Origin of the sequence: Rhizobium oryzicola (genome assembly GCF_030504645.1) — a bacterium.
Classification (GTDB): domain Bacteria; phylum Pseudomonadota; class Alphaproteobacteria; order Rhizobiales; family Rhizobiaceae; genus Neorhizobium; species Neorhizobium oryzicola.
On record NZ_JAUKWQ010000008.1, the window covers coordinates 114,697 to 136,396 of the forward strand.

17 protein-coding genes and 1 other RNA gene are annotated in these 21,700 nt (G+C 60.8%); 7 read left to right on the plus strand and 11 right to left on the minus strand.

Annotated elements, in window-relative coordinates; genetic code table 11:
* Positions 1–113: 113 nt before the first annotated feature.
* From Q2T52_RS20400 to Q2T52_RS20420, 5 genes are all read right to left on the minus strand, one after another.
* Positions 114–1,688, minus strand: a complete 1,575-nt coding sequence (locus tag Q2T52_RS20400; protein ID WP_302078690.1) for a DegQ family serine endoprotease — start codon at positions 1,686–1,688, stop codon at positions 114–116.
* A 167-nt stretch (positions 1,689–1,855) separates the two neighbouring features.
* Positions 1,856–2,797 carry a protease modulator HflC gene (gene hflC, locus Q2T52_RS20405; protein ID WP_302078691.1) on the minus strand — a complete coding sequence of 314 codons (942 nt, stop codon included), beginning with the start codon at positions 2,795–2,797 and terminating at the stop codon, positions 1,856–1,858.
* Complete coding sequence (gene hflK, locus Q2T52_RS20410) at positions 2,794–3,912, minus strand: FtsH protease activity modulator HflK (protein WP_302078692.1); 1,119 nt, start codon at positions 3,910–3,912, stop codon at positions 2,794–2,796. The genes hflC and hflK overlap by 4 nt, the downstream gene beginning before the upstream one ends.
* Positions 3,913–4,047: 135 nt before the next feature.
* Positions 4,048–4,593: a dihydrofolate reductase gene (locus tag Q2T52_RS20415; RefSeq protein ID WP_302078693.1), complete on the minus strand. Its 546-nt coding sequence runs from the start codon at positions 4,591–4,593 to the stop codon at positions 4,048–4,050.
* Positions 4,590–5,384, minus strand: a complete 795-nt coding sequence (locus Q2T52_RS20420) for a thymidylate synthase (protein ID WP_302078694.1) — start codon at positions 5,382–5,384, stop codon at positions 4,590–4,592. Before Q2T52_RS20420 ends, Q2T52_RS20415 begins: the two co-directional genes overlap by 4 nt.
* Before the next feature lie 173 nt (positions 5,385–5,557).
* Here Q2T52_RS20420 and Q2T52_RS20425 point away from each other — a divergent pair, with 173 nt between their 5' ends.
* From Q2T52_RS20425 to Q2T52_RS20450, 6 genes are all read left to right on the plus strand, one after another.
* Positions 5,558–6,379, plus strand: a complete 822-nt coding sequence (locus Q2T52_RS20425; RefSeq protein ID WP_302078695.1) for a PhzF family phenazine biosynthesis protein — start codon at positions 5,558–5,560, stop codon at positions 6,377–6,379.
* A 93-nt stretch (positions 6,380–6,472) separates the two neighbouring features.
* The gene (locus Q2T52_RS20430; RefSeq protein ID WP_302078696.1) at positions 6,473–7,216 is read left to right on the plus strand and encodes an AprI/Inh family metalloprotease inhibitor; all 744 of its coding nucleotides are present in this window, start codon (positions 6,473–6,475) and stop codon (positions 7,214–7,216) included.
* A gap of 9 nt (positions 7,217–7,225) precedes the next feature.
* Positions 7,226–7,596, plus strand: a transfer-messenger RNA (tmRNA) gene (ssrA, locus tag Q2T52_RS20435).
* 134 nt (positions 7,597–7,730) lie between these two features.
* Positions 7,731–8,237, plus strand: a complete 507-nt coding sequence (locus tag Q2T52_RS20440) for an SspB family protein (RefSeq protein WP_302078697.1) — start codon at positions 7,731–7,733, stop codon at positions 8,235–8,237.
* A 15-nt stretch (positions 8,238–8,252) separates the two neighbouring features.
* Positions 8,253–8,456: a DUF4169 family protein gene (locus Q2T52_RS20445; protein WP_302078698.1), complete on the plus strand. Its 204-nt coding sequence runs from the start codon at positions 8,253–8,255 to the stop codon at positions 8,454–8,456.
* Between the two features lie 75 nt (positions 8,457–8,531).
* Entirely contained in the window at positions 8,532–8,753 is a 222-nt protein-coding gene (locus tag Q2T52_RS20450) for a ribbon-helix-helix domain-containing protein (RefSeq protein ID WP_302078699.1), read from the plus strand.
* Positions 8,754–8,772: 19 nt separating this feature from the next.
* Here Q2T52_RS20450 and Q2T52_RS20455 read toward each other — a convergent pair whose 3' ends face one another.
* From Q2T52_RS20455 to Q2T52_RS20480, 6 genes are all read right to left on the minus strand, one after another.
* Positions 8,773–12,444, minus strand: a complete 3,672-nt coding sequence (locus Q2T52_RS20455) for an AsmA family protein (RefSeq protein WP_302078700.1) — start codon at positions 12,442–12,444, stop codon at positions 8,773–8,775.
* Between the two features lie 75 nt (positions 12,445–12,519).
* Complete coding sequence (locus tag Q2T52_RS20460; RefSeq protein ID WP_302078701.1) at positions 12,520–13,935, minus strand: FAD-binding oxidoreductase; 1,416 nt, start codon at positions 13,933–13,935, stop codon at positions 12,520–12,522.
* Positions 13,936–14,029: 94 nt separating this feature from the next.
* A complete protein-coding gene (locus Q2T52_RS20465; protein ID WP_302078702.1) occupies positions 14,030–14,323 on the minus strand; it encodes a type II toxin-antitoxin system RelE/ParE family toxin in 294 nt (97 codons plus the stop codon).
* 2 nt (positions 14,324–14,325) lie between these two features.
* Entirely contained in the window at positions 14,326–14,565 is a 240-nt protein-coding gene (locus Q2T52_RS20470; protein ID WP_302078703.1) for a CopG family ribbon-helix-helix protein, read from the minus strand.
* Between the two features lie 68 nt (positions 14,566–14,633).
* Positions 14,634–17,786 carry an efflux RND transporter permease subunit gene (locus Q2T52_RS20475; protein ID WP_302078704.1) on the minus strand — a complete coding sequence of 1,051 codons (3,153 nt, stop codon included), beginning with the start codon at positions 17,784–17,786 and terminating at the stop codon, positions 14,634–14,636.
* Positions 17,783–18,985: an efflux RND transporter periplasmic adaptor subunit gene (locus Q2T52_RS20480; protein WP_302078705.1), complete on the minus strand. Its 1,203-nt coding sequence runs from the start codon at positions 18,983–18,985 to the stop codon at positions 17,783–17,785. Before Q2T52_RS20480 ends, Q2T52_RS20475 begins: the two co-directional genes overlap by 4 nt.
* Positions 18,986–19,225: 240 nt before the next feature.
* Between Q2T52_RS20480 and Q2T52_RS20485 the strand changes: the two genes are divergently transcribed.
* Complete coding sequence (locus Q2T52_RS20485) at positions 19,226–21,697, plus strand: ATP-dependent helicase (RefSeq protein ID WP_302078706.1); 2,472 nt, start codon at positions 19,226–19,228, stop codon at positions 21,695–21,697.
* Positions 21,698–21,700 lie beyond the last annotated feature (3 nt).

Consider the following 21,700-nt stretch of genomic DNA (forward strand, 5'->3'; position numbering starts at 1 on the left):
GCCTTCGCCACATCTGAGCAGGGACAGTGCTGCGGGTTAAGTCCCTCCCCCTTTTGTGGGGAGGGGTTGGGGAGGGGTCTTGAACTCACGTAGCGCTTGCGGTTGGCACCACCTCACTCCAGCGGCAGCGCCACGAAGCGCAACTCACCGTTTGAACCCGCAATCATCATATGCGCATTGCGGCGGCCTTCGCTCTTCAGTTCCTTGATGCGGTCGGTGACATCACCCGGCGTGGCGACGAAATCCTGAGCGATCTCGACAATCACATCGCCCACCTTCAGCCCCTTTTCAGCAGCGGGTGAACCGGCTGTCACTTCCGTGACGACAACACCCTCAACCGCATCGGCGATGCCAAAGCTCTTGTGCCGTTCCGGCGTCAGCATCGACACGGTCATACCGAACAGTTTTGCGGGATCTTCCGCATTGACCTGCTTTTGCGGGTCCTTCTTGTCCGCCGGTGGCTTGGCGCCCTGCTCCGTGGACTTGTCCTTGTAGGTATCCTTGTCCTCGTCTTCCGCCTCGGCATTGTCTTCCAGCCGGCCGAGCGTCACCTTCACCGTCTGCTGCTTGCCATTGCGCATGATCACCACGTCGACAGCCTTGCCGACCGGGCTTTCGGCAACGGCGAGCGGCAGATCCCGCATTTCCTTCACCGGCTTGCCATCGAAGGAGAGGATCACGTCACCCGATTTGATCACACCATTGTCGACAGGACCGCCTTTCACGACACCGGACACCAGCGCACCACGCGCACTATCCATGCCGAGGCTTTCCGCCACGTCATCCGTGACAGGCTGGATGCGCACGCCGAGCCAGCCGCGGCGCGTCTCGCCAAAATCGATCAGCTGCTGCACCACGTTCTGTGCAAGCTCTGTCGGCACGGCAAAGCCGATGCCGATCGAGCCGCCGCTCGGCGAAATGATCGCCGTATTGATGCCGATCACCTCGCCCTTCATGTTGAAAAGAGGACCACCGGAATTGCCCTTGTTGATCGCTGCATCCGTCTGGATGAAGTTGTCGTAAGGGCCAGCATTGATGTTGCGCCCGCGCGCCGAGATGATACCGATGGTGACAGAGCCGCCCAGGCCGAACGGGTTGCCGATCGCCATGACCCAGTCGCCGATGCGCATCTGCTTGGAATCGCCGAACTTGACCGCCTTCAGCGGCGTTTTCGACTCAACCTTCAGCACGGAAAGGTCGGTCTTCGTATCGGTGCCGACCAGCTTCGCCTTCAGCTTGTTTCCGTTCGGGAAGATGACCTCGATATCATCAGCACCCTCGATGACGTGGTTGTTGGTCACGACATAACCCGACGGGTCGATGACGAAGCCCGAACCCAGCGAATTGACCTTGCGGTTACCCTGGTCCTTGCCCTGCTTGTCGAAGAAATCGTTGAAGAATTCCTGGAAGGGAGAGCCCTGCTCCGGCACGACCGGTTGCGGACCGGCGCCCTCGTTCTTGACGCTCTGCGAGGTCGAGATATTGACGACCGCATCCAGCAGCCCTTCGGCGAGATCCGCGACGGACGCGGGGCCTGCCATGGCTGCAGCCGTGCGGTTCGGCAGCGTTGGCTGAATGGCGGGCGAGACCTGCGCGAAGGCGACAGTAGCGGAAAGATTGCCGATCATGGCAGCGGCCATTACCGCAGCAATCGAGTGTCTTAAAGGCGAGCGCGTGAAATTCACCATCAGGCATCCTCGTTGTCGCTATATCCGCATCAAGCCAAAACCATAAGGCGGAATGAAGACGCAGGGAATCGCCTTTTTCGTGAGGCGATGGATGTTCACAGCAAAGCCGCGTACGGACGACATCTAAAGAGAAAGGGCGGTCCGAAAACCGCCCTTGTCCTTATTCATCAGGGATTGCCGGACGTCCCAGGCGCCGTCGGCGCAGCCAGCGCCGGAGCGCCGGGCTGCGGCGCGTTCGACTGGTTGAAGAACCGGAAGAACTGCGAATCCGGGCTCAGTACCATGGTCGTACCCTTGTCGCCCAACGCCCCCACATAGGCACGCATCGAGCGATAGAACTCGAAGAAGCCGGGATCACGCTGGAAGGCTTCCGCAAACAGGCGGTTGCGTTGGGCATCGCCCTCGCCTCGGATAATTTCCGAATCGCGCTGCGCCTCGGACACGATCTCGACCACCTGGCGGTCGGCGATCGCGCGGCGGCGCTGGCCTTCTTCGTTACCGCGGGCGCGGATCAGTTCAGCCTCGGCCAGACGCTCGGCCTTCATGCGCTGATAGGTCTGCTGCGAGACTTCGCGCGTCAGGTCCGTGCGGCGGATGCGAACATCCTTGATGTTGAGGCCAAGGCTTTCTGCCGCACCCTGCAGGTCAGAGCGCACTTCCTGCATCATCGACGAACGTTCGTCAGACAAAGCAGAGGTGAAGTTGCGCAGACCGTAAACCCGGCGAAGCGCCGAATCGAGACGTGTGCGCAGGCGGGCTTCGGCTGCATCGCGATCACCGGAAACGGTTTCGCGGAAGCGACGCGGATCGGAAATGCGATAGACCACGAAGGCATCGACTTCATAGAAGGCACCGCCGCGCACCTGAACGCGGATATTGTCGAGGTCGAAACGCAGCGAGCGGTCTTCGATGAACTGCACGCGGTCGGCATCCATGAAGGAGAACGGCAGCTTGAAATAGATGCCAGGATCGGACTTCACGTCACGGATATTACCGAAGCGTACGACGATGGCCTGTTCCCGTTCGTTGACCACGAACACGGAGGAATAGACCAGGAAGAACAGCACACCGAGACCGATGAGGAAAGCAGGTAAGCGACTGGGGTTCATTGACGTGCCCCCTGGTTCTGGCCCTGCGCCGAATTGGAGCGAATGAGGTCATTCAATGGCAGGTATGGAACGGCACCCTGCTTTTCATCCAGAATGATCTTGTTGGAGTTCTTCAGAACATTCTCCATGGTTTCGATATAGATGCGCTCGCGGGTCACTTCCGGCGCCTGCTTGTAGGCGTTGTAGATCGACACGAAACGCTGTGCTTCACCGGTCGCCTCGTTGATCACGCGATCCTTGTAGGCAGATGCTTCTTCGCGAACCTGAGCGGCTTGACCGCGTGCCTGACCAAGCTTCTGGTTGGCATACTGGTTGGCTTCCTCGACGAAGCGGTCTTCGTCCTGTTCGGCGCGCTGCACTTCTTCAAAGGCATCAGCCACTTCACGCGGGGGTGCCGCATCCTCGATCGGCACGGCATTGATGGAAATGCCGGAGCCATAGGCATCCATAGTGCCCTGGATGATGTCGCGCACTTCGGTGGAAATCTGTTCGCGGTTGTTGCGGAACACGTCCTGCGCCGGACGGCGGCCAACCACTTCGCGCATCGCGCTTTCAGCCACCTGCTGCAGGGTGGCACCGGGCGCTTCCAGATTGAACAGATAGGCGCGCGGATCGGTAACCGTGTAAAGCACCGAGAACTGCACATTGACGATGTTCTGATCGCCAGACAGCATCAGGCCAGCGGCCGAAGAGGGATTGTTGAGCGAGCCGATATTCTGCTGCTGCTCGGTAACCTTGACGATCTCGACGGTCTCCAGCGGCCAGAAATGGAAATGCAGGCCGGGACCGGAAATCTCTTCCTTGGGCTTGCCGAAGCGCAGTTCCACACCGCGTTCATCCGGCTGCACCGTGTAAATGGATTCAACGGCAAAAAATGCAAGAACGATCAGGAGAACGACGGCAAAGGCGCCGCCATTGAAACCGCCGGGCACCACGTTGCGCAGGCGCTCCTGGCTGCGGCGAATAATGTCATCCAGATCCGGCGGACCGCCGTTTCCGCCACCATTGCCACCGCCGCCGCCACGAGGACGGTTCGGCCCCTGGCCCCATGGCCCTTGGTTATTGCCGCCGCCGCCCCCCCAGGGACCGCCGCCATTCTGATTGCTCCAGGGCATCAAAACCTCTTTGTTCGTGTCACTCCCCCCGAACCTCGCGCGTTGTCGCGTTCCGGGCACAGCCGTTATAGGTATGCGCAGGCGCGCTTTCAACGCGGGCGCGTCTCACTTCGCGGTGTTTGGTAACGAAATGTTTCAGTTTGCCGCAGAACGACGTCTATAAACCGTAAATCGGGTCGGATAAGTGTCCTTTTCACCGGCCGGAACAGCGGTCTCTTCCGTCTTTTCGAAGAGGCCAGCATCGATCACGGGGAAGAAGGTATCGCCCCCTTCGATCTCAGCCTCCACATGGGTAATGTAGAGGATATCCGCACGTTCGATCGCCTGGGCATAGATCTCGCCGCCGCCGATCACGGCCACTTCAGACGCACCGCTTTCATTGGCCAGTTGACGCGCGCGCGCAATCGCCTCATCGAGCGATGCAGCACATTCCACAGCCTGAACGTTCAGAGCCTTTTGCCGCGTCACGACAATATGCGGCCGCCCCGGCAAGGTGCGTCCGCCGAAGCTGTCGAGCGTCTTGCGGCCCATCACCAATGGCTTGCCCATGGTCATGGCCTTGAAACGCTTGAGGTCGGTCGAAAGCTTCCAGGGCATGTCGCCATCGCGGCCGATTACGCCGTTCGATGAAACGGCGGCGATCAGCACGATCGGCACTTGGGGCTTTGCCTCGCCAGTCATACCGCGACCGGCGCCTTGATATGCGCGTCCGCCTCGTAACCGACGAGATTGAAGTCCTCGAAACGGAAGCCGAAGATATCGGTCACGTCAGGATTGATCTCCATGGTCGGTAAGGGCTTCGGCGTGCGCTGCATCTGCAAACGCGCCTGCTCGAAATGGTTCGAATAGATATGCGCATCCCCCAGCGTATGGATGAACTCACCGGGCTTGTAGCCGGTCACCTGTGCCACCATCAGCGTCAGCAGCGCGTAGGACGCAATGTTGAATGGCACGCCGAGGAAGATATCGCCCGACCGCTGGTAGAGCTGGCAGGACAGGCGATCCCCCGAAACATAGAACTGAAACAGGCAATGGCAGGGCGGCAGCGCCATCTCATCCACCTGCGCCGGGTTCCAGGCAGATACGATATGTCGGCGGGAATTCGGATTGCGCTTGATGCCGTCAATCAGCTTGGCGATCTGGTCCACATGGCCACCCTCGGGCGTCGGCCAGGATCGCCACTGATAGCCATAGACCGGGCCGAGATTGCCGTTCTCGTCCGCCCACTCATCCCAGATACCGACACCGTTTTCCTTCAGGTAGGCAATATTGGTATCGCCCTTCAGGAACCACAACAGCTCATGGATGATGGAGCGCAGATGCAGCTTCTTCGTCGTCAGCACCGGAAAACCATCGGCCAGATCGAACCGCATCTGATAGCCGAACACCGACCGCGTGCCAGTGCCCGTCCGGTCACCGCGATCCGTGCCGGTCTCCATCACATGCCGAAGAAGGTCGAGATACTGTTTCATGGGAAGCCACCGATTCTTGTTGAGCGCATTATAGGGGCGCGCGGACCTCAGTGACAGGGCTCAATCCGACCATCCCCAAGCAAGGACGACCCCATGCGCAATCCCGCTTCCGATGTGTCCTCTTTCCGCCTAGAACACCGCAACATCTTTCGGGTACTACCAAGGAACCCCCCATGGCGCATGCCTTCAGACAGGTCGATTGTTTTTCCTCCACCGCCACCAAGGGCAATGCGCTTGCCGTCGTGCATGACGCCGACGATCTTTCCACCGAGCAGATGGCAAGCTTCGCACGCTGGACGAACCTCAGCGAAACGACCTTTCTACTGAAACCGACCGTGTCAGGTGCGGATTACCGCGTGCGCATCTTCACACCCCTGCAGGAACTGCCCTTTGCGGGTCATCCGACCATTGGCTCCTGCCATGCCTGGCTGGAAGCGGGCGGCAAACCCAAGGGCGACGACATCGTGCAGGAATGCGGTGCCGGTCTGATCACTGTTCGGCGCGAGGCGGAGCGGCTTGCCTTTGCAACGCCACCGCTTGCCCGCTCCGGACCGGTGGAAGAGGCGGTGCTGCAAAGGGCCCTTGACGGCATCGGCCTTGCGCCTGCCTCCTTGGTGGACGCCGCCTGGGTCGACAATGGACCAGGCTGGATGGGTCTGCTGCTTGCTTCCAGCGCAGAGGTGCTGGCGATCAAGCCGGACTTCTCGATCCTGAAGGGCATGAGGGTGGGCGTCGTCGCACCGAGCGCGGAAGGTGACTGCGAATTCGAGGTTCGGGCCTTTACTGCCGCAGGCTTCGAGGATTCCGCCACCGGCAGCCTGAACGGCGGGCTTGCATTGTGGCTCATGCAGGCCGGCCATGCCCCGGACCAGTACGTTGCGGCACAAGGCACCATGGTTGGCCGTGCGGCCAGGCTTTACGTGCGTCGCGAGGGCGCGGAAACCTGGATTGGCGGCGCGGTACAAACTGTGCTTCGCGGCGAAACCGCTTTCTGAATTGCCTGCAAGTTTTGGACATCACTGCCGCTCGACAAATGGCCCCTCCGCGGACCACAAAGGAGATCCATCTCAGCGCGTCAGGAATCAGAAATGCTGCCACATCTCCGCCGGCCGGCTGCCGCTCTTGTGCTTGTACTTTCAACCGCCCTGCCCGCCTTGGCGCAGAATTTCGCGAATGATTATGTCGGTGCCTGGAGCATCGATACGGGCGGCATGATGGGACGCTGTGTCCTGCGGCTTTCGGCGGATAGCATGATGGGCAAGCTGCGCGCCTCGACGGAAGGCTGCCTTGGGCAACTCGCTTTCGTGAACAGCTGGAACGCAGACGATCAAGGCGTGACATTGGAAGGAATGGGCAGGCAACTTGCCACGCTGGAACCCTCACGCGGCAATCTTGCCGGTCGTGCCGCCGACGGAAGCCTGTTCACGGCGCGCCCCATGGATGGTCAACGGGTGGGGCGTCGCTGGGACAACCCGCCACCCGTGGCAGGAGGTTTTACGCCGCCCTGGGAAGGCGATCGGCAGGAGAACTGCTATCTGCGTGCCGATACGGGGCGCTGTGCCGAGCCCTCGGACATGCGGCCGCCATCCCGATACCCGGCACAGGTGCGCGCCGCCTATGACCTGAACATTCGCCGCGCCGTCGACATGTCGAGCCCGGTCATTGCGCAAGTGGCCCAGGGACAGTGCTTCATCGTCAACTGGTGCAGGGATTCGCGCTGGGGCGTTCGTTGCCAGGTCCGCATGGATGACCGCGGCCATGTCGGCTATACGGTCAAATATTACAATCAGGATGGACGCGACTATCTCGGTTTTGCCAATCAGTGCCGATGATGACGCGCACCCCTTTTCATTGGCCCGAGAAAGACTTATATGAACCTTGCCGGGGCTTGCTCCGGCTATGGCAATAAACGGTCGGTGGAATAAACCTATTGGACCCGGGGGCGGTACCCGGCGCCTCCACCAGAAAAAGGCGGACCTCACGCGAGGCCTTTTTCTGATGGGGGCGAAATAGGATCGACAAGGGTGTAAAGATCGAACTTTTGCTCGGCATGATACCGCCGTTATCGGGTCACAAGTGTAGTTGCAAACGACAACAACGCTAAGGAATACGCTCTCGCTGCCTAATGGCGGTGCGGGAATTCCGCTCTAAGTCCTCTTGGTTAGCCCCTTGAGGCGGGGTCCGAAGGCACCTGGCAACAGAAGCCTTCACCTTCTCGACTTACTCTAAATCCGCTATGATGGCGCAACTTGTAAATCCGGGGCTTCCTTGCCGCTGTCCCGTGACTTATAAAGTGGCAATGGCGCGTATCGCTACAGAAACGAAATTGATTGGAAGAAAGCACCTATGGGGCAGGATCACATCCGTTACGACATTCTGGCACAGGATGCCCTTCGCGGCGTCATTCGTAAGGTTCTGTCGGAGGTGGCGGCCACGGGCCGTTTGCCGGGTGATCACCACTTCTTCATCACGTTTCTGACCGGCGCGCCGGGTGTGCGCATTTCGCAGCACCTGAAGAGCAAATATGCCGAGCAGATGACCATCGTTATCCAGCATCAGTTCTGGGATCTGAAGGTGACCGAAACCCATTTCGAGGTTGGCCTGTCCTTCTCCGACACACCGGAAAAGCTGGTCATTCCCTTCAACGCGATCCGCGGCTTTTACGACCCCGCCGTCAACTTCGAACTCGAATTCGAAGTGCCGCTGGCGGAAGAGGACGAAAGCTCCGCGGAGATCACCGCCTACCCGGTTGAAGCCGTCTCCAAGCCGGCTGAGACAGAGGAAGAAAATTCTTCCGAAGAAAAGAAGCCGGGCTCCGTCGTCTCGCTTGATTCCTTCCGCAAGAAGCACTGAGCGGCGAGCGGTCTCATGAGCGGCGACGTCGTCAATCTGCGCCAGTTCCGTAAGGTCAAGGCGCGATCCGAGAAGGAGAAGCAGGCGGAGCAGAACCGCATCTCCTTCGGCCGCACAAAAAGTGAAAAGAACCTGACAAAGGCCCTGAATGAGAAGGCGGAACGCGCACTCGATCAGGGCCGCCTGGATAAGTCCGGGCAAACAACAGAAGACGAATAATCCAAGTTCGGACAATGCGTTGAACGGAGTTTCGGAATCTCCGTCTTAAATTCCGATCAACAGCCGAGCGGCAAAATGATCCGCAAGCATTCCGCCACGCTTCACGGCCACCGTACCAGCTTTTCGCTGGAGGATGCCTTCTGGCAGGAGCTGCGCTCCATTGCCGCCAGCCGCAACATCAGCATGGCCGCCCTCATCGCCGAAATCGACGACACCCGCGAAGCCGAGAGCAATCTCTCCTCGGCCTTGCGGGTTTATGTGTTGCATTGGCTGAAGGGCGAAATATCAGCCACCTGATCATGCCATCGACGCATGGTCAATTCGACTGATTGCCGGGGAAGCCTGCGCCATTGCGGAAAAGATCGCCCGTCGGTGGAACGGTCAGCGTCGGCTGTTGCTGGTCCCGCTGTTGCTGTTCACGCTGGCGTCGCTCGTTCTCCGCCTGGAGGCGGATCTGCTCGGCCTGCCGCGCCCGCTCCTCCGCATCCGCCCGCTCTTTCGCAACCCGCCGCTCGTTCTGGCGGAAGGTATAGAGTGCCACCTCCCGGCGCAGCCGCTGCTTCTCCAACACGCTCGCCTGTAGCGTTTCCACGCGGCGGCGCTGCTGTTCCGAAGCGCGAAGCGAGAGGAAATTCGTCATGGACGAAATGTCGAGCGCTTCAGAAGGCTGGGCAATGTCACCATTATAAACCAGCCGTATGCTGGGATCCCCGCCTGCAATGGCTTCCGGGCCTGCGGCATATCCAAGTTCGACACTGCCCGTAAGCGTGTCGGGTCGCAGCCGCCAATCGAGATTGCCGGAGACGGTGGTTTCCCCGGAACGAGCGGCGATGTTCTGGGCGCGCAGCCGCCCGCCGGTGATGGTGAACGGCACGTCCACATCGCCCAGATTGATCGCCCCGTCATGGATGCGACGCGCCACGAGCGGCAGCACCTTGGCTTCGGTCACGTCACCCTGGAGCCCGTCGGCATCTGCCAGCAGACCGGGCAACAGGCTTTGATTGACACGCGGCAGCACAAGACCGGAAAGCTTCATGGTGCCCGAGCCGCTGGCTGCATCGATCAGGCCGGCAACGGTCTTGGCCGTCGCCTCCGCAACCAGATCCCCGCTCACGCGCCCCTGTGCAACAGGCCCCGCGGCACTGTGCCAGACAAGGCTGGCAAGATCCGCATTCTCGATAGTCAGACGCGTCTGGAAGAGACCGACGCCACCACCATTCGACATCGCCGCGCGCCCGGAAACCTTGCCGCCCAGCCAATCACCACCAGCATTCTCAAGCGCGATGCCGCCGGACTTCGTGGCAAGACGCGCCGTAAAGCGAGAGACAGCCGGCAGCGAGGGCGCGTGGAAGCTATCCGCCTTCAGATCCAGCGAGAAATCCGTGGCCGAGAGAATGGGCTTGGCAAAATCCGTTTCCGTCCATGCGCCGGTGGCCGGATCGGTCAGCGGGCCATAGACGGCCTCCGCCAGCCAGCCGAGATCAATCGAGCCAATTGCAAGGGAACCGCTGACGGCTGTCGTCGCCAGGCCGCGATCAATTGTGACATCGCCCTGCAACCGGTTTCCGGCCACATTCCCTGACAGCTGCCCAAGCCCCAGCCTGTTCTCGGCAAGAGAAAGATGCGCCTCCAGTTCCACCGGAAGGCCCGCGCCGAATTCCGGCAAATGCGCGCCAAGCATGGCAAGCGTCGGCTCCAGATCATTGCTCTTCAGACTGACGTCGCCCTGCCCCTCCCCGAACTTGGGTCCATCGAGCGCGATCTCGCCCTTGGCGGTCAGTTGGGTGCCGGCATTTTCATAGGCAATCTCCGCCTGCGCCGGCTTTGTACCATTGCGGGAGAGCTTCACCGTCGCCTTGGCAGCCCCCTCCCCGCCGATCGGCAGCGGATCGAGACCGAGTTGTCCCAGCACGGGTGCGGCCTCCGGGTTTTGCAGCGTGGCATTGGCTTCGATGCCGACATCCTGCGTGAGATCAAACAGGTTCGAAAGCTGCACCTGAGCTGCCACCTGGCTGCCGTTCGACATGCCGCCAATGCTTGCGCTGACCCAATCGCCCAGCGAAATGGAGGCAGAAAGCTGACTGTTCTTGTACCACTCGGCATTGCGCACAAGGCGGTCGAGCGCCGGGTGGCGCGGCAGGTTATCTCGCAGCATCGCGAAGAAAGCCGAAGGATCCGCCGCGCTGAACGTCACCGAACCGTTGCCGGTGTAGGAGAGGATGGAGCCTTCCGCCTTGCCCTTCGCGGTGATGCGCGCGCCGGCGAGATCGCCGACTGTCAGCCTGTCGACAGACATGGCGCCATTGCCAAGCGACAGAACCGTATCGACATCCTTGGCTGCAATACCGAATGCGGTCAGGCGATCAGCCTTGAGATGAGCGGCCAACCGATGATCCAGCACATCCTGACCGGCATCATCTCCCGTCAGCAGCGATGCCAGCGCCCGCAGCGCATCGATATCGATCTCGTTTCCGGCAAGGTCGAGCGTGAGGTTTGGCGTGCGTTCCGGCGGAGACTGCCGTTCCACACGCCCCTTCAGCGTTGCGGGGCCGATGGCGAGCTCCAGCTGTTCGAATCGCTGGATCTCCGGCGTGAGATTAACGCTTGCCGAAAACCCCGCCGCCTTCAGCTGGCGGATGGCCGGATCGATCTGGCCGGACAGCCAGTCGGCGAGGCCGGAGGGTTGATTGGACGCAAGCAGCATCTTGCCGATAAAGGAGGGTGCGCCGGTGAGGCGCAGCATGCCCTGCGCTTCCACCTGCGTGCGACCGGGCAGGATCGCGACCGCATTGTCCACCGCCCAGCCCTGCTTGGCGGGGCGAAGGTTGAGGCGCACATCGCGGATCGTCGTGCCCTGAACGACGACCGCCGGCAGCCGAAGCGTCGCCCGCCCGGGCACTTGCGGCACCGGTACGCGTGCGGCCAGTTCGATCAATGCGTTCAGACGGCGATGGGCGGAGAGACGCGGGTCACGACCGGTCTTGCCGTTCACCATCTGGTCCGTCAGCCGGTTCACATCCACCTGCTGGCCGTCTGCCGTCAGCAGGAATTCGGGCTTGTCGCCCGTGTCCAGCGTCGCCTCGCCCGTGATCACATAGGGGTCGTCAGTCACACCCAGTTCGACGCGATAATCGGGAATGCGGATGCGGTCGTTGGTGAGCTCGAACTTGCCCTTGACGCGCGGAGGGGCTGGCGGCTTCTGGCCAGGGTTCTGGGCCGTTGCAGGCTGCACCTTGCCGGCCGGCTCTTCCGTGAACAGCAGGTTGAACGCGCCCTGATAGCCAGGACGCCCTTCCGTAACGGCAAGAGCGCCATCCAGTTGCACTTCGATCGGCTGGATATCCGGCCAGATCTTCATGCGAAGCGGCATGGTACCGGCATTGTAATCCGGTTCGCCGCTGGAGAATGTAAACTTGCCCTCATAGCCATCCAGCGTCGCATTGCCTTCCGCGCGCCAGGGGCCTGCCAGAGAACTGGCCGACATTTCGGCTGTCAGCGATGTCAGGCGGCGCGTCCGGCCACTGCCGTCATCAATGAAATCGATCTCGGCATTCGAGACATGAACGCCCTCGAGTACGACGGTGCGGGCGGGAATTTCCGGGCGGCTGCCGCGCATCCAGTCAAGCCGGCCATCTTTCAGCAGGCGAATGCGTGCCTTGGGCCGGTCGATGCGCATGTCGATGATGCGCGCCTCCCCGGAGAGAAACGGCGCAAGCTCCATGTCCATCGAGAACTGCGCCACCTGGACGAGTGGCGTACCATCCAGATCCTGGCCAACACGCACATCATGCATGGTCACAGAAGGAAAGGGCAGAAGACGCGCATCGACTGTGCCATGCACCGTGACCTTCTTGCCCAGGATACGGCTGGCCTGCGATTCAAATTCCGTGCGGAAACTGCTCCAGTCAACAAAGAACGGCGCCAGCAGCGCCGTAAACAGTGCCACGACCACGAGGCCGCCCAGGAACAGAAATATGCGTCCAAGCACTGGTCTTTACTCTCCCTTTACAGAACGCGCAGTCTATCCACCCCATGCGACCGGGCCAAGACGCAAATGCGCGTTTTACCGTGCCGGTCGCAAGATCTTGCCCGGATTGAAGATATTGTCCGGGTCGAGCGACTGCTTGATCGTGCGCATCAGGGCCAGCGCAGGCCCCGCCTCCTCTTCCAGGAAGCTCATCTTGCCCTGGCCGATACCGTGTTCGCCGGTACAGGTGCCGCCCATGGCAATGGCCCGGCGGTTCAATCGCTGCACAAACCCTTCGACGCGTTCAATGTCGGCGGGGTCCTTGTCGTTGAACAGCAGCAAAACGTGAAAGTTGCCATCCCCCGCATGGCCGACGATCGGCGCCAGAAGCCCGTTTTGCTCGATATCGGCCTGGGTTTCGGCCACGCAATCGGCAAGCTTGGAAATCGGCACGCAGACATCGGTCGAGAAACCGTTGAGCGACGGAGCGAGTGCGCGGCCAGCCCAATAAGCGTTATGCCGCGCCTTCCACAGTGCGGCGCGCTCTTCGGCATTGGCCGTCCAGTGAAACTCCTCGCCGCCACATTCCTGGGCGATCATGGAGAACTGTTCGGACTGCAGCGGCACAGTTTCTTCCGTACCGTGGAATTCCAGAAACAGCGTCGGCTGCTCCTTAAGCGTCAGGCCGGAATAGGCGTTGCAGGCCTTGATCTGCATGGCATCCAGAAGTTCGATTCGGGCAACCGGAATGCCCATCTGGATTGTCATGATGACAGCATCGCAAGCAGCCTTGACGGTGGGGAAACCGCAGACGCCACCACCGATCTTTTCCGGAATGCCTTGCAGCTTCAGCGTGATCGAGGTGATGACGCCGAGCGTGCCCTCGGCACCGACGAATAGCCGCGTCAGGTCGTAACCGGCGGAGGATTTGCGCGCCCGCGTGCCGGTGGAGATTTCCTCGCCGTTGGCCGTCACGACCGTGAGCGACAGCACATTGTCCTTCATCGTGCCGTAGCGCACGGCATTGGTGCCGGAAGCACGCGTCGACGTCATGCCGCCGATGGAGGCGTTCGCGCCCGGATCGATCGGGAAGAACAGGCCGGTATCGCGCAGATATGTGTTCAGGGCTTCTCGGGTGACGCCCGGCTCTACGGTTACGTCAAGATCTTCAGCAGAGACGCGCAAGACCTTTTCCATGCGGGTCATATCGAGAGAAATGCCGCCGCTCGGTGCGTTCAATTGCCCTTCCAGCGAAGACCCGGCACCGAAGGGAATGACCGGAACCTTGTGGGCAGCGCAGGCCTTCACCACAGCCTTCACATCCTCGACTGTTTCGGCAAACACGACGGCATCGGGAAGCTGGCTCGGCAGATAGGTGGTCGTATGGGCATGCTGCTCGCGGAAGGACTGGCCCGTCTGGAACTTTGCCCCTAGCGCCGCTGCAAGCTCCGCCTTGACGGCAGCAATACCTGCCTCATTGCGTTGACCGGGTTGAACGTCCCTCATGACCATGATCACATCTCCGCACGCGGCCCATGATGGCCGCACCTGACCGCAACGCTTGGTAAGCGAGACATGAGGCGTTGTCCATAAGTTATAGGGACTATTAAAATTTCCGCGGCCATTTCCTGGACGTGTGAAGAACAGTCACCACAGCGATGTGATCTTGCTCCAATGTGTAGACGATAACGTAAGGCAGGCCGTGGACAACCAGTTCGCGGGTTTGCTCCACGCGACCGATGCGACCTCTGAAAGGATGATTTGCAAGTCCCTCGCCAACCGCGATCAGTCTGGAAACGACTCTCGCAGCAGCAGAAGGATTATCATCGGCAACATAAGCGCCTATCTCATCAATGCGCCGGAGCGCACGGCGCGTCCATCGAACGGACAATTTGACCACCGTCAAATTCGTGATGGAGCGTATTTGGCCAAGACAAGCGATACCTCCTCGTCACTGGCGAAGTCATCCCGTTGTGCGTCCGCAAGACCCGCTTCGATCTCAGCCAGATCCCGGTTTTCGCGTTCAGCCAGATCGGTAATCGCAAGCTCGATGATTTCCGATTGAGGTCGATCGAGACGTCTTGCCAAAGCGTCGATTTCCGACAGCGTCTCATCCGCAACTTTAATCGTCAAAACTGCCATTGAACTTCCCTTGAACAGCTGCGGAACAATGCTGAAGCATTGCGGCAACGTCGTCAACGATTTCAAGCTCACTCCGCCGCCAGCAACTGGCCTTCCTCATCCGCGTTCTTCACCGGCACCGCCGCATTCCGCAACTCCTCATGCAGAAGGGCCTCGGAATGCGCGTGCGGCTTTGAGAAGCGCGCCAGCAGCAGATAGGCAACCGGGGTGATGAACAGCGTCACAACAGTCGCAAGTCCCAACCCGCCGACGATGACCCAGCCGAGCGCCACACGCGCCTCTGCCCCGGCACCCTGCGCAAACACCAACGGCACGCCGCCCAGCACGGTGGCGATCATCGTCATCATGACAGGTCGAAGGCGAAGGCGACACGCCTTTTCGATCGCGTCACGGACGCCTTCGCCCCGGTCTCGGAGCTGGTTGGCAAACTCTACGATCAGAATGCCATTCTTCGCCATCACGCCGACCAGCAGCACCAGCCCGATCTGGCTGTAGACGTTGAGGCTGGAGCCCGTGATGACGAGCGCAAAGACGGCGCAGGCAAGGCCGAGCGGCACCGTGGACATGATGATGAGCGAAGCGAGGACGCTTTCGAACTGCGCCGCCAGCACGAGAAAAATGATGGCGATGGCAAAGCCGAAGGTGATCAACATGCTGGAGGAATTTTCTCCCAAAGTGCGGGCTTCTGCCAGCGGTACGAGACGGGACCCTGCAGGCAATAGCGGCTGCGCGAGACGGCTGACCTCCTCCAGCGCCTGCCCCAGCGACACACCGTCGCGAAGACCGGCCGAGAGCGAGACGGATGCCATCTGCTGTTCGCGGTTGAGACGAGGCGAAACCGCTCCTTCTTCCAGAGTTGCCACGGTCGCCATTGGAACTGTCTTGCCGTCACCTGTCCGCAAGAAGATGTTTTCGAGATCCGTTGGATCATTCAGCGGCTGCGTCGAGGATGTCAGCTTGACCGGCAGGGCTTCGCCATTGACGAAGACATCGACAATGGAGCGCCCTTCCAGAAGCGCCTGCAGCGCTGTCGAGAGGCCCGTTATGTCGATGCCGAGATCGGATGCGCGTTCCCGATTGATCGAAACGGAAAGCTGCGCCTGCGTCGGTTCATTATCGAGCCGCGGCGTCTCGAACAGGCCGGTGCCCTCCATCTGCTGCACGAGCTGTATGGCGGCCTTGGTCAGGCTCTCATGCTCGTTGCCCACAAGCGCCACCTGCAATCCACTGCCGGCACCGCGAATGCGCAGGCTGTTCGACTGGATGGCAAACCCGCGCAAAGCAGGGACGCGCGCCGCTGCCGCATTGATATCGTTGACGATATCGTTCTGGCTGCGCTCGCGCTCTCCCCAGGGCGCCAAGGTCAGCACCATGAAGCCGTTATTGGACGAATTATTCATTCCTGAGATGGAGAAGATATTGCGGATCTCGCCGCTATCCAAAAGCGGCTGAAGGTTCTCCTCCACCCGCTTCAACTGATCCTGCGTGTATTCCAGGCTGACGCCTTGCGGCGCATTGAGCCGCAGCATCACCATCGCCCGGTCTTCGCGCGGCGTCAGCTCGTTCTTCACCAGCCCGAAGGCGGTATAGGCTGTGAGCGAAAAGACGATGGAGACGGCGATCACCACCAGCGGAGCGTTCAGGCAAAACCTCAAGCTGCACCCGTAAACGCCGGAGAACAGGTCTCCGAAACGGGACAGGATGCCTTTAGGCTCGACCATCGGCTTTGTCAGCATGCGCGATGCGAGCATCGGACACAGCGTCAGGGCCGTGATCGATGAAAGCCCCACGGCAAACGCCAGCACGAAGCCGAATTCACGAAATAGCCCACCCATCTGGCCGGGCAGGAAGGAAAGCGGAATAAACACCGCCGCCAGTGTCGCGGTTGTCGCCAACACTGCAAAAAACACTTCCTTCGTGCCGATGATGGCGGCGGCCCGCGGCCCCATGCCTTCGGATCGACGGCGAACGATATTTTCCAGCACGACGATCGCGTCATCAACCACCAGGCCGGTGGCAAGTACGATGGCGAGAAGGGTCAGGATGTTGATGGAAAATCCGACCAGATAGATCGCCGTCAGTGTGCCGATCAGCGCAACCGGCATGGTGAGAGCTGGGATGAGCGTTGCCCGCCAGTCGCGAAGGAAGAGGTAGAGCACAGCGACAACGATAAGGGCGGAAAGGCCGAGTGCCAGTTCCACCTCGTGCAGCGCGCCCTGAATGAACACGGCATCGTCGCTGGTAATCACGATGCGCGTGCCCTCCGGCAATGCCTTTTGCAATTCCTCCACGGCAGTGGCTACCCCGCTTGAGATATTCAGCGTGTTGGATTGCGCCTGCCGGATAATGCCGAGACCGACCCCTTGAACGCCGTTGGACCGCAGTGTCGTTGCGCCATCATCCGGACCCAGTGTGACGCTTGCCACGTCCCGCAGCCGGATATTGTCCTTGATCAGGATGTTTTCGAATTCCTCGGGCTTCGAAAGGTTTGCCGTGGCGCGAACCACGATATCCTGCGTGCGGCTTTTCAAGGAGCCGGCGGGAACGTCCAGCGCCGCGCTTGCCAGCGCATTCGATAGGTCGCCTATCGTCAGCCCCCGCCCTGCCAGTGCCGCCTGATTGATATCGACGCGGAAGATCTTTTCTTGGTCTCCGTAAAGCTCCACATCCGCAACCCCATCGACAGCGGCAAGACGGTCGATGATTTCATTGTCCACCAGTTGCGTCAGGTCCTCCATCGACATCGTCGCTGACGTAACGGCAAGGCGCATGATGGGCTGGGAATCGGAGTCTGCTTTGATGATGCGCGGTTCATCCGCCGTATCCGGCAACTGGTTGGCAACGCGTCCGATGGCATCGCGGACATCATTGGCCGCCACGGCCAGATCCACGCTATCGGAAAACTCCATGGTGACGCGGCTGGAACCGAATTGCGATTCCGACGACATGGATTTCAAACCACTGACACGCGCCACCGCTCCCTCGATGACCTGCGTCAACTCCTGGTCGACGGTTTGGGGCGCGGCACCTTCGTATTCGGTCCGCACGGTGATGACCGGCTGGTCGACATCCGGCAGCTCGCGCACCTCAACGCCGACAAAGGCCGCAAGGCCCGCAACGACGAGAAGCGTATTGATCACAGCCGCAAGGATGGGGCGGCGAACAAAGAGCGCTGTAAAGCCGCCCTTTGCATCGCTGGAGGTTTGATCGTTCTGGCTCATTGGCTGGCGACCTCCTCCGTCTTGCGCCCTTCCGACAATCGCACCGGCGCACCTTCACGCACGCGCTGCAGGCCCTCGGTCACCACGAAGTCGCCGGGCTTCACTGCGGCATCCACCAAAACGGAATCGGCATTGCGTTGAATGATGCGAACGCGCTGCTTGAACGACTTCGCTTCCCGCACATGCCACACGAAGGCGCCCTCGCCATCCCACTGCACGGCCAGCGGATCGACGGCCGGAAAGGTATCGCCGGCAAAGCGCATCGACACATTGAAGGACATGCCCGCACGCAGCATGTCGCTGTCATTCTTGAGGCGGGCGCGCACACGGATCGTGCGGCTGGCGGGATCGACCCGGTTGTCCACCGCTTGAACGTCCCCCGTAAAGGTCTGCCCAGGCCGACCGATTGCGGTTGCCTCCACCGGCATGCCGGCATGAATGGATGTGGCAAAACGTTCCGGCGCCCAGAAATCAACCAGCAGGTCTGAGCGGTCATCAACCGTCACCACGCTTGTCTGGGTGGTGACGTTATCGCCGATATTGACGGCAACAATGCCTGCAATGCCATCAATCGGTGCGGCAATATCACGGCGCTTCAGATTGAGTTCGGCGGTGCTCAGGGCAAGCTTGGCGGCCTCCTCGGCGATCTGCGCATCCAGCGCCTCCAGCCGTGTGACCGATTGCAGATTGCGATAGGATGCCGACTTCTCCTTCGCACTCCTCAGGGCGACTTGCGCCTTGTCACGTTCAATGCGCTGTTCCTCGCTGTCCAGACGCGCCAGCACATCCCCACGCCGCACCTTCTGCCCGGAAGACACCAGGATCTCCGTGATCGTGCCGGAGGATTGCGGCATGACCACCACGGATTGGATCGCCTCGCCGCTGCCGATCGCGCTCAGGCGATCATTCACCGTGCCGGTGGTCACCTTTTCCGTCACGACAAGAGGCGAGCGATTTCCGCCGCCCTGCCCCTGCCCCTGTCCTTGCCCTTGACGGGCGGGGCTGGGCGAGCTGTTGCGTGCTGTCGTCACCGGTGCATCGGATAGAGGCAAGGCGGATGGATTGATATAGGCAACGACCCCGGCCGGAATTCCCATGCGCACCATGGCACGCGCCGCATCGGGGCTGAGCGTGATCCATAGACACCCGCCCGCAAACAGGATTGCGACACTCAGCAGCAACTGCTTCCATATCCGCATCAAGACACTCCAAGGGAATAATCGGCCGAAGTATCAGGTTTTACGAAAATACACGCAATGCCGGATTGCTCACCTTGCTGAATTGTAACCTGACGATGTTTCACGGATGCGTGAACACCTGTGATAGGGCCGATTCAACGCGTCACACTCACACCGCCAATCCTTTGCGGCGATAGGTGCTGGAATAAAACCAGAACATACTCTATGGCCTTGTTCTTCCGGAATCACTAGATTGGTCGCATGACGAACAGTTTCGACGACATTCCGTTCTTCGATGAAGAGCCGGAACACGCACCCCGCAAACCCACCGCTGCCGCAGCACCCGCCGCCGGTGGCGGGTTGGGCATTGCCGCGCGCGCCATGGCCGCCCGCGATCAATCCCGCGCGCCCGATTACCTCTCCGGCCTCAACCCGGAGCAGCGCGAGGCGGTGGAAAGCATTGAGGGGCCTGTGCTGGTGCTGGCCGGTGCCGGCACCGGCAAGACGCGTGTGCTGACCACCCGCATCGCGCATATTCTCGCGACAGGCCGCGCCTTCCCCAGCCAGATCCTGGCGGTGACCTTCACCAACAAGGCCGCCCGTGAGATGAAGGAACGCATCGGCGTACTCGTTGGCGGCGCCGTGGAGGGGATGCCCTGGCTTGGCACCTTCCACTCGATCGGCGTGAAGCTTCTGCGCCGCCACGCTGAGCTCGTCGGCCTGCGCTCGGATTTCACCATTCTCGATACGGACGATGTGATCCGCCTGATCAAGCAGCTGATCCAGGCGGAAGGTCTGGATGACAAGCGCTGGCCCGCCCGCCAGTTTGCCGGCATGATCGACACCTGGAAGAACAAGGGCCTGACGCCCAAGGACATTCCGGAAGGCGATGCGCGTGCCTTCGCCAACGGCAAGGGCCGCGAGCTCTATGCCGCCTATCAGGCGCGCCTCAAGAGCCTCAACGCCTGCGACTTCGGCGATCTGCTGCTGCATCCAATCGACATTTTCCGCCGTTACGGGGATATCCTGAAGGATTATCACCAGAAGTTCCGCTACATGCTGGTGGACGAGTATCAGGACACCAACACCGCCCAGTACATGTGGCTGCGGCTGCTCGCACAGCGGCCGAAGGATGTGCCGCAGAATGTCTGCTGCGTGGGTGACGACGACCAGTCCATCTATGGCTGGCGCGGCGCGGAGGTGGATAACATCCTGCGTTTTGAGAAGGATTTTCCGGGCGCCAAGGTCATCCGTCTGGAGCGGAACTATCGCTCCACCGAGCATATTCTCGGCGCTGCAGGCCACCTGATCGCCCACAACGAAGGCCGTCTCGGCAAGACGCTTTTCACCGAGCGCACCAGTCCCGATGACGAAAAGGTGATCGTGCACGCCGCCTGGGATTCCGAAGAGGAAGCCCGCGCGGTCGGCGAGGAAATCGAGCAGCTTCAGCGCAACAAGCATAATCTGAACGACATGGCGATCCTGGTGCGCGCCTCGTTCCAGATGCGCGAGTTCGAAGATCGCTTCGTCACGCTCGGCCTCAACTACCGTGTCGTCGGCGGCCCGCGCTTCTACGAGCGCCTCGAAATCCGCGATGCCATGGCCTACTTCCGTCTCGTCTGTCAGCCGGCGGATGATCTCGCCTTCGAGCGCATCGTCAACACGCCGAAGCGGGGCCTAGGCGATACCACAATCCGCACGCTGCATGATTATGCCCGCGCCCGCGATGTACCCATGCTGGCCGGTGCCGCCGACCTGATCGAGACGGACGAGCTGAAGCCGAAGGCGCGCAAGGCGCTGTTCGACGTGATTCAAAGTTTCAAGAGATGGTCGGAACTGCTTGAAACGACTCCGCATACGGAGCTTGCCGAACAGATCCTCGAAGAGTCCGGCTACACCGACATGTGGAAGAACGACAAGTCGGCGGAAGCACCGGGACGGCTGGAAAACCTGAAGGAACTCATCCGCTCGATGGAGGCCTTCGAGAGCATGCGCGGCTTCCTGGAGCACGTCTCGCTGGTCATGGATGCCGAGCAGAACGAAGACATGGATGCCGTCTCCATCATGACGCTGCATTCGGCCAAGGGCCTGGAGTTCGAAACCGTCTTCCTACCCGGCTGGGAAGAAGGCTTGTTTCCGCACCAGCGCGCGCTGGATGAAGGCGGACGCTCAGGCCTGGAAGAGGAACGCCGGCTTGCCTATGTCGGCATTACCCGTGCGAAACGCCGCTGCCACATCTGGTTCGTCTCCAACCGTCGCATCCATGGCCTTTGGCAATCCACCATGCCGTCCCGCTTTCTGGATGAACTGCCCGCCGCCCATGTGGATGTGGCCGAAAGCGAGAGCAGCTATGGCGGCTATGGTCGCGGCGGCTACGGCCAGTCGCGCTTCGACCGTGCCGATCCCTTTGCCAATTCCTATTCGACACCGGGCTGGAAGCGTGCCCAGGCCAACAAGACCGATGCCACCCGCGACAATTGGGGCAGCCGCTCCGGCCACGCGGTGGAACGGATCGGCTATGGCGAAAGCGGCCCGCGCACCAAGACGATCGACGGCGAACTGGTGGCAAAATCCGTTGCCTCCACGCCCTCGAAATTCTCCGTGGGCGACCGCGTGTTCCACATCAAGTTCGGCAATGGCAATGTCTCGTCCATCGAAGGCAACAAGCTGACCATCGATTTCGACAAGGCGGGCCAGAAGCGCGTGCTAGACGGATTTGTGGAGAAGGCGTGAGCG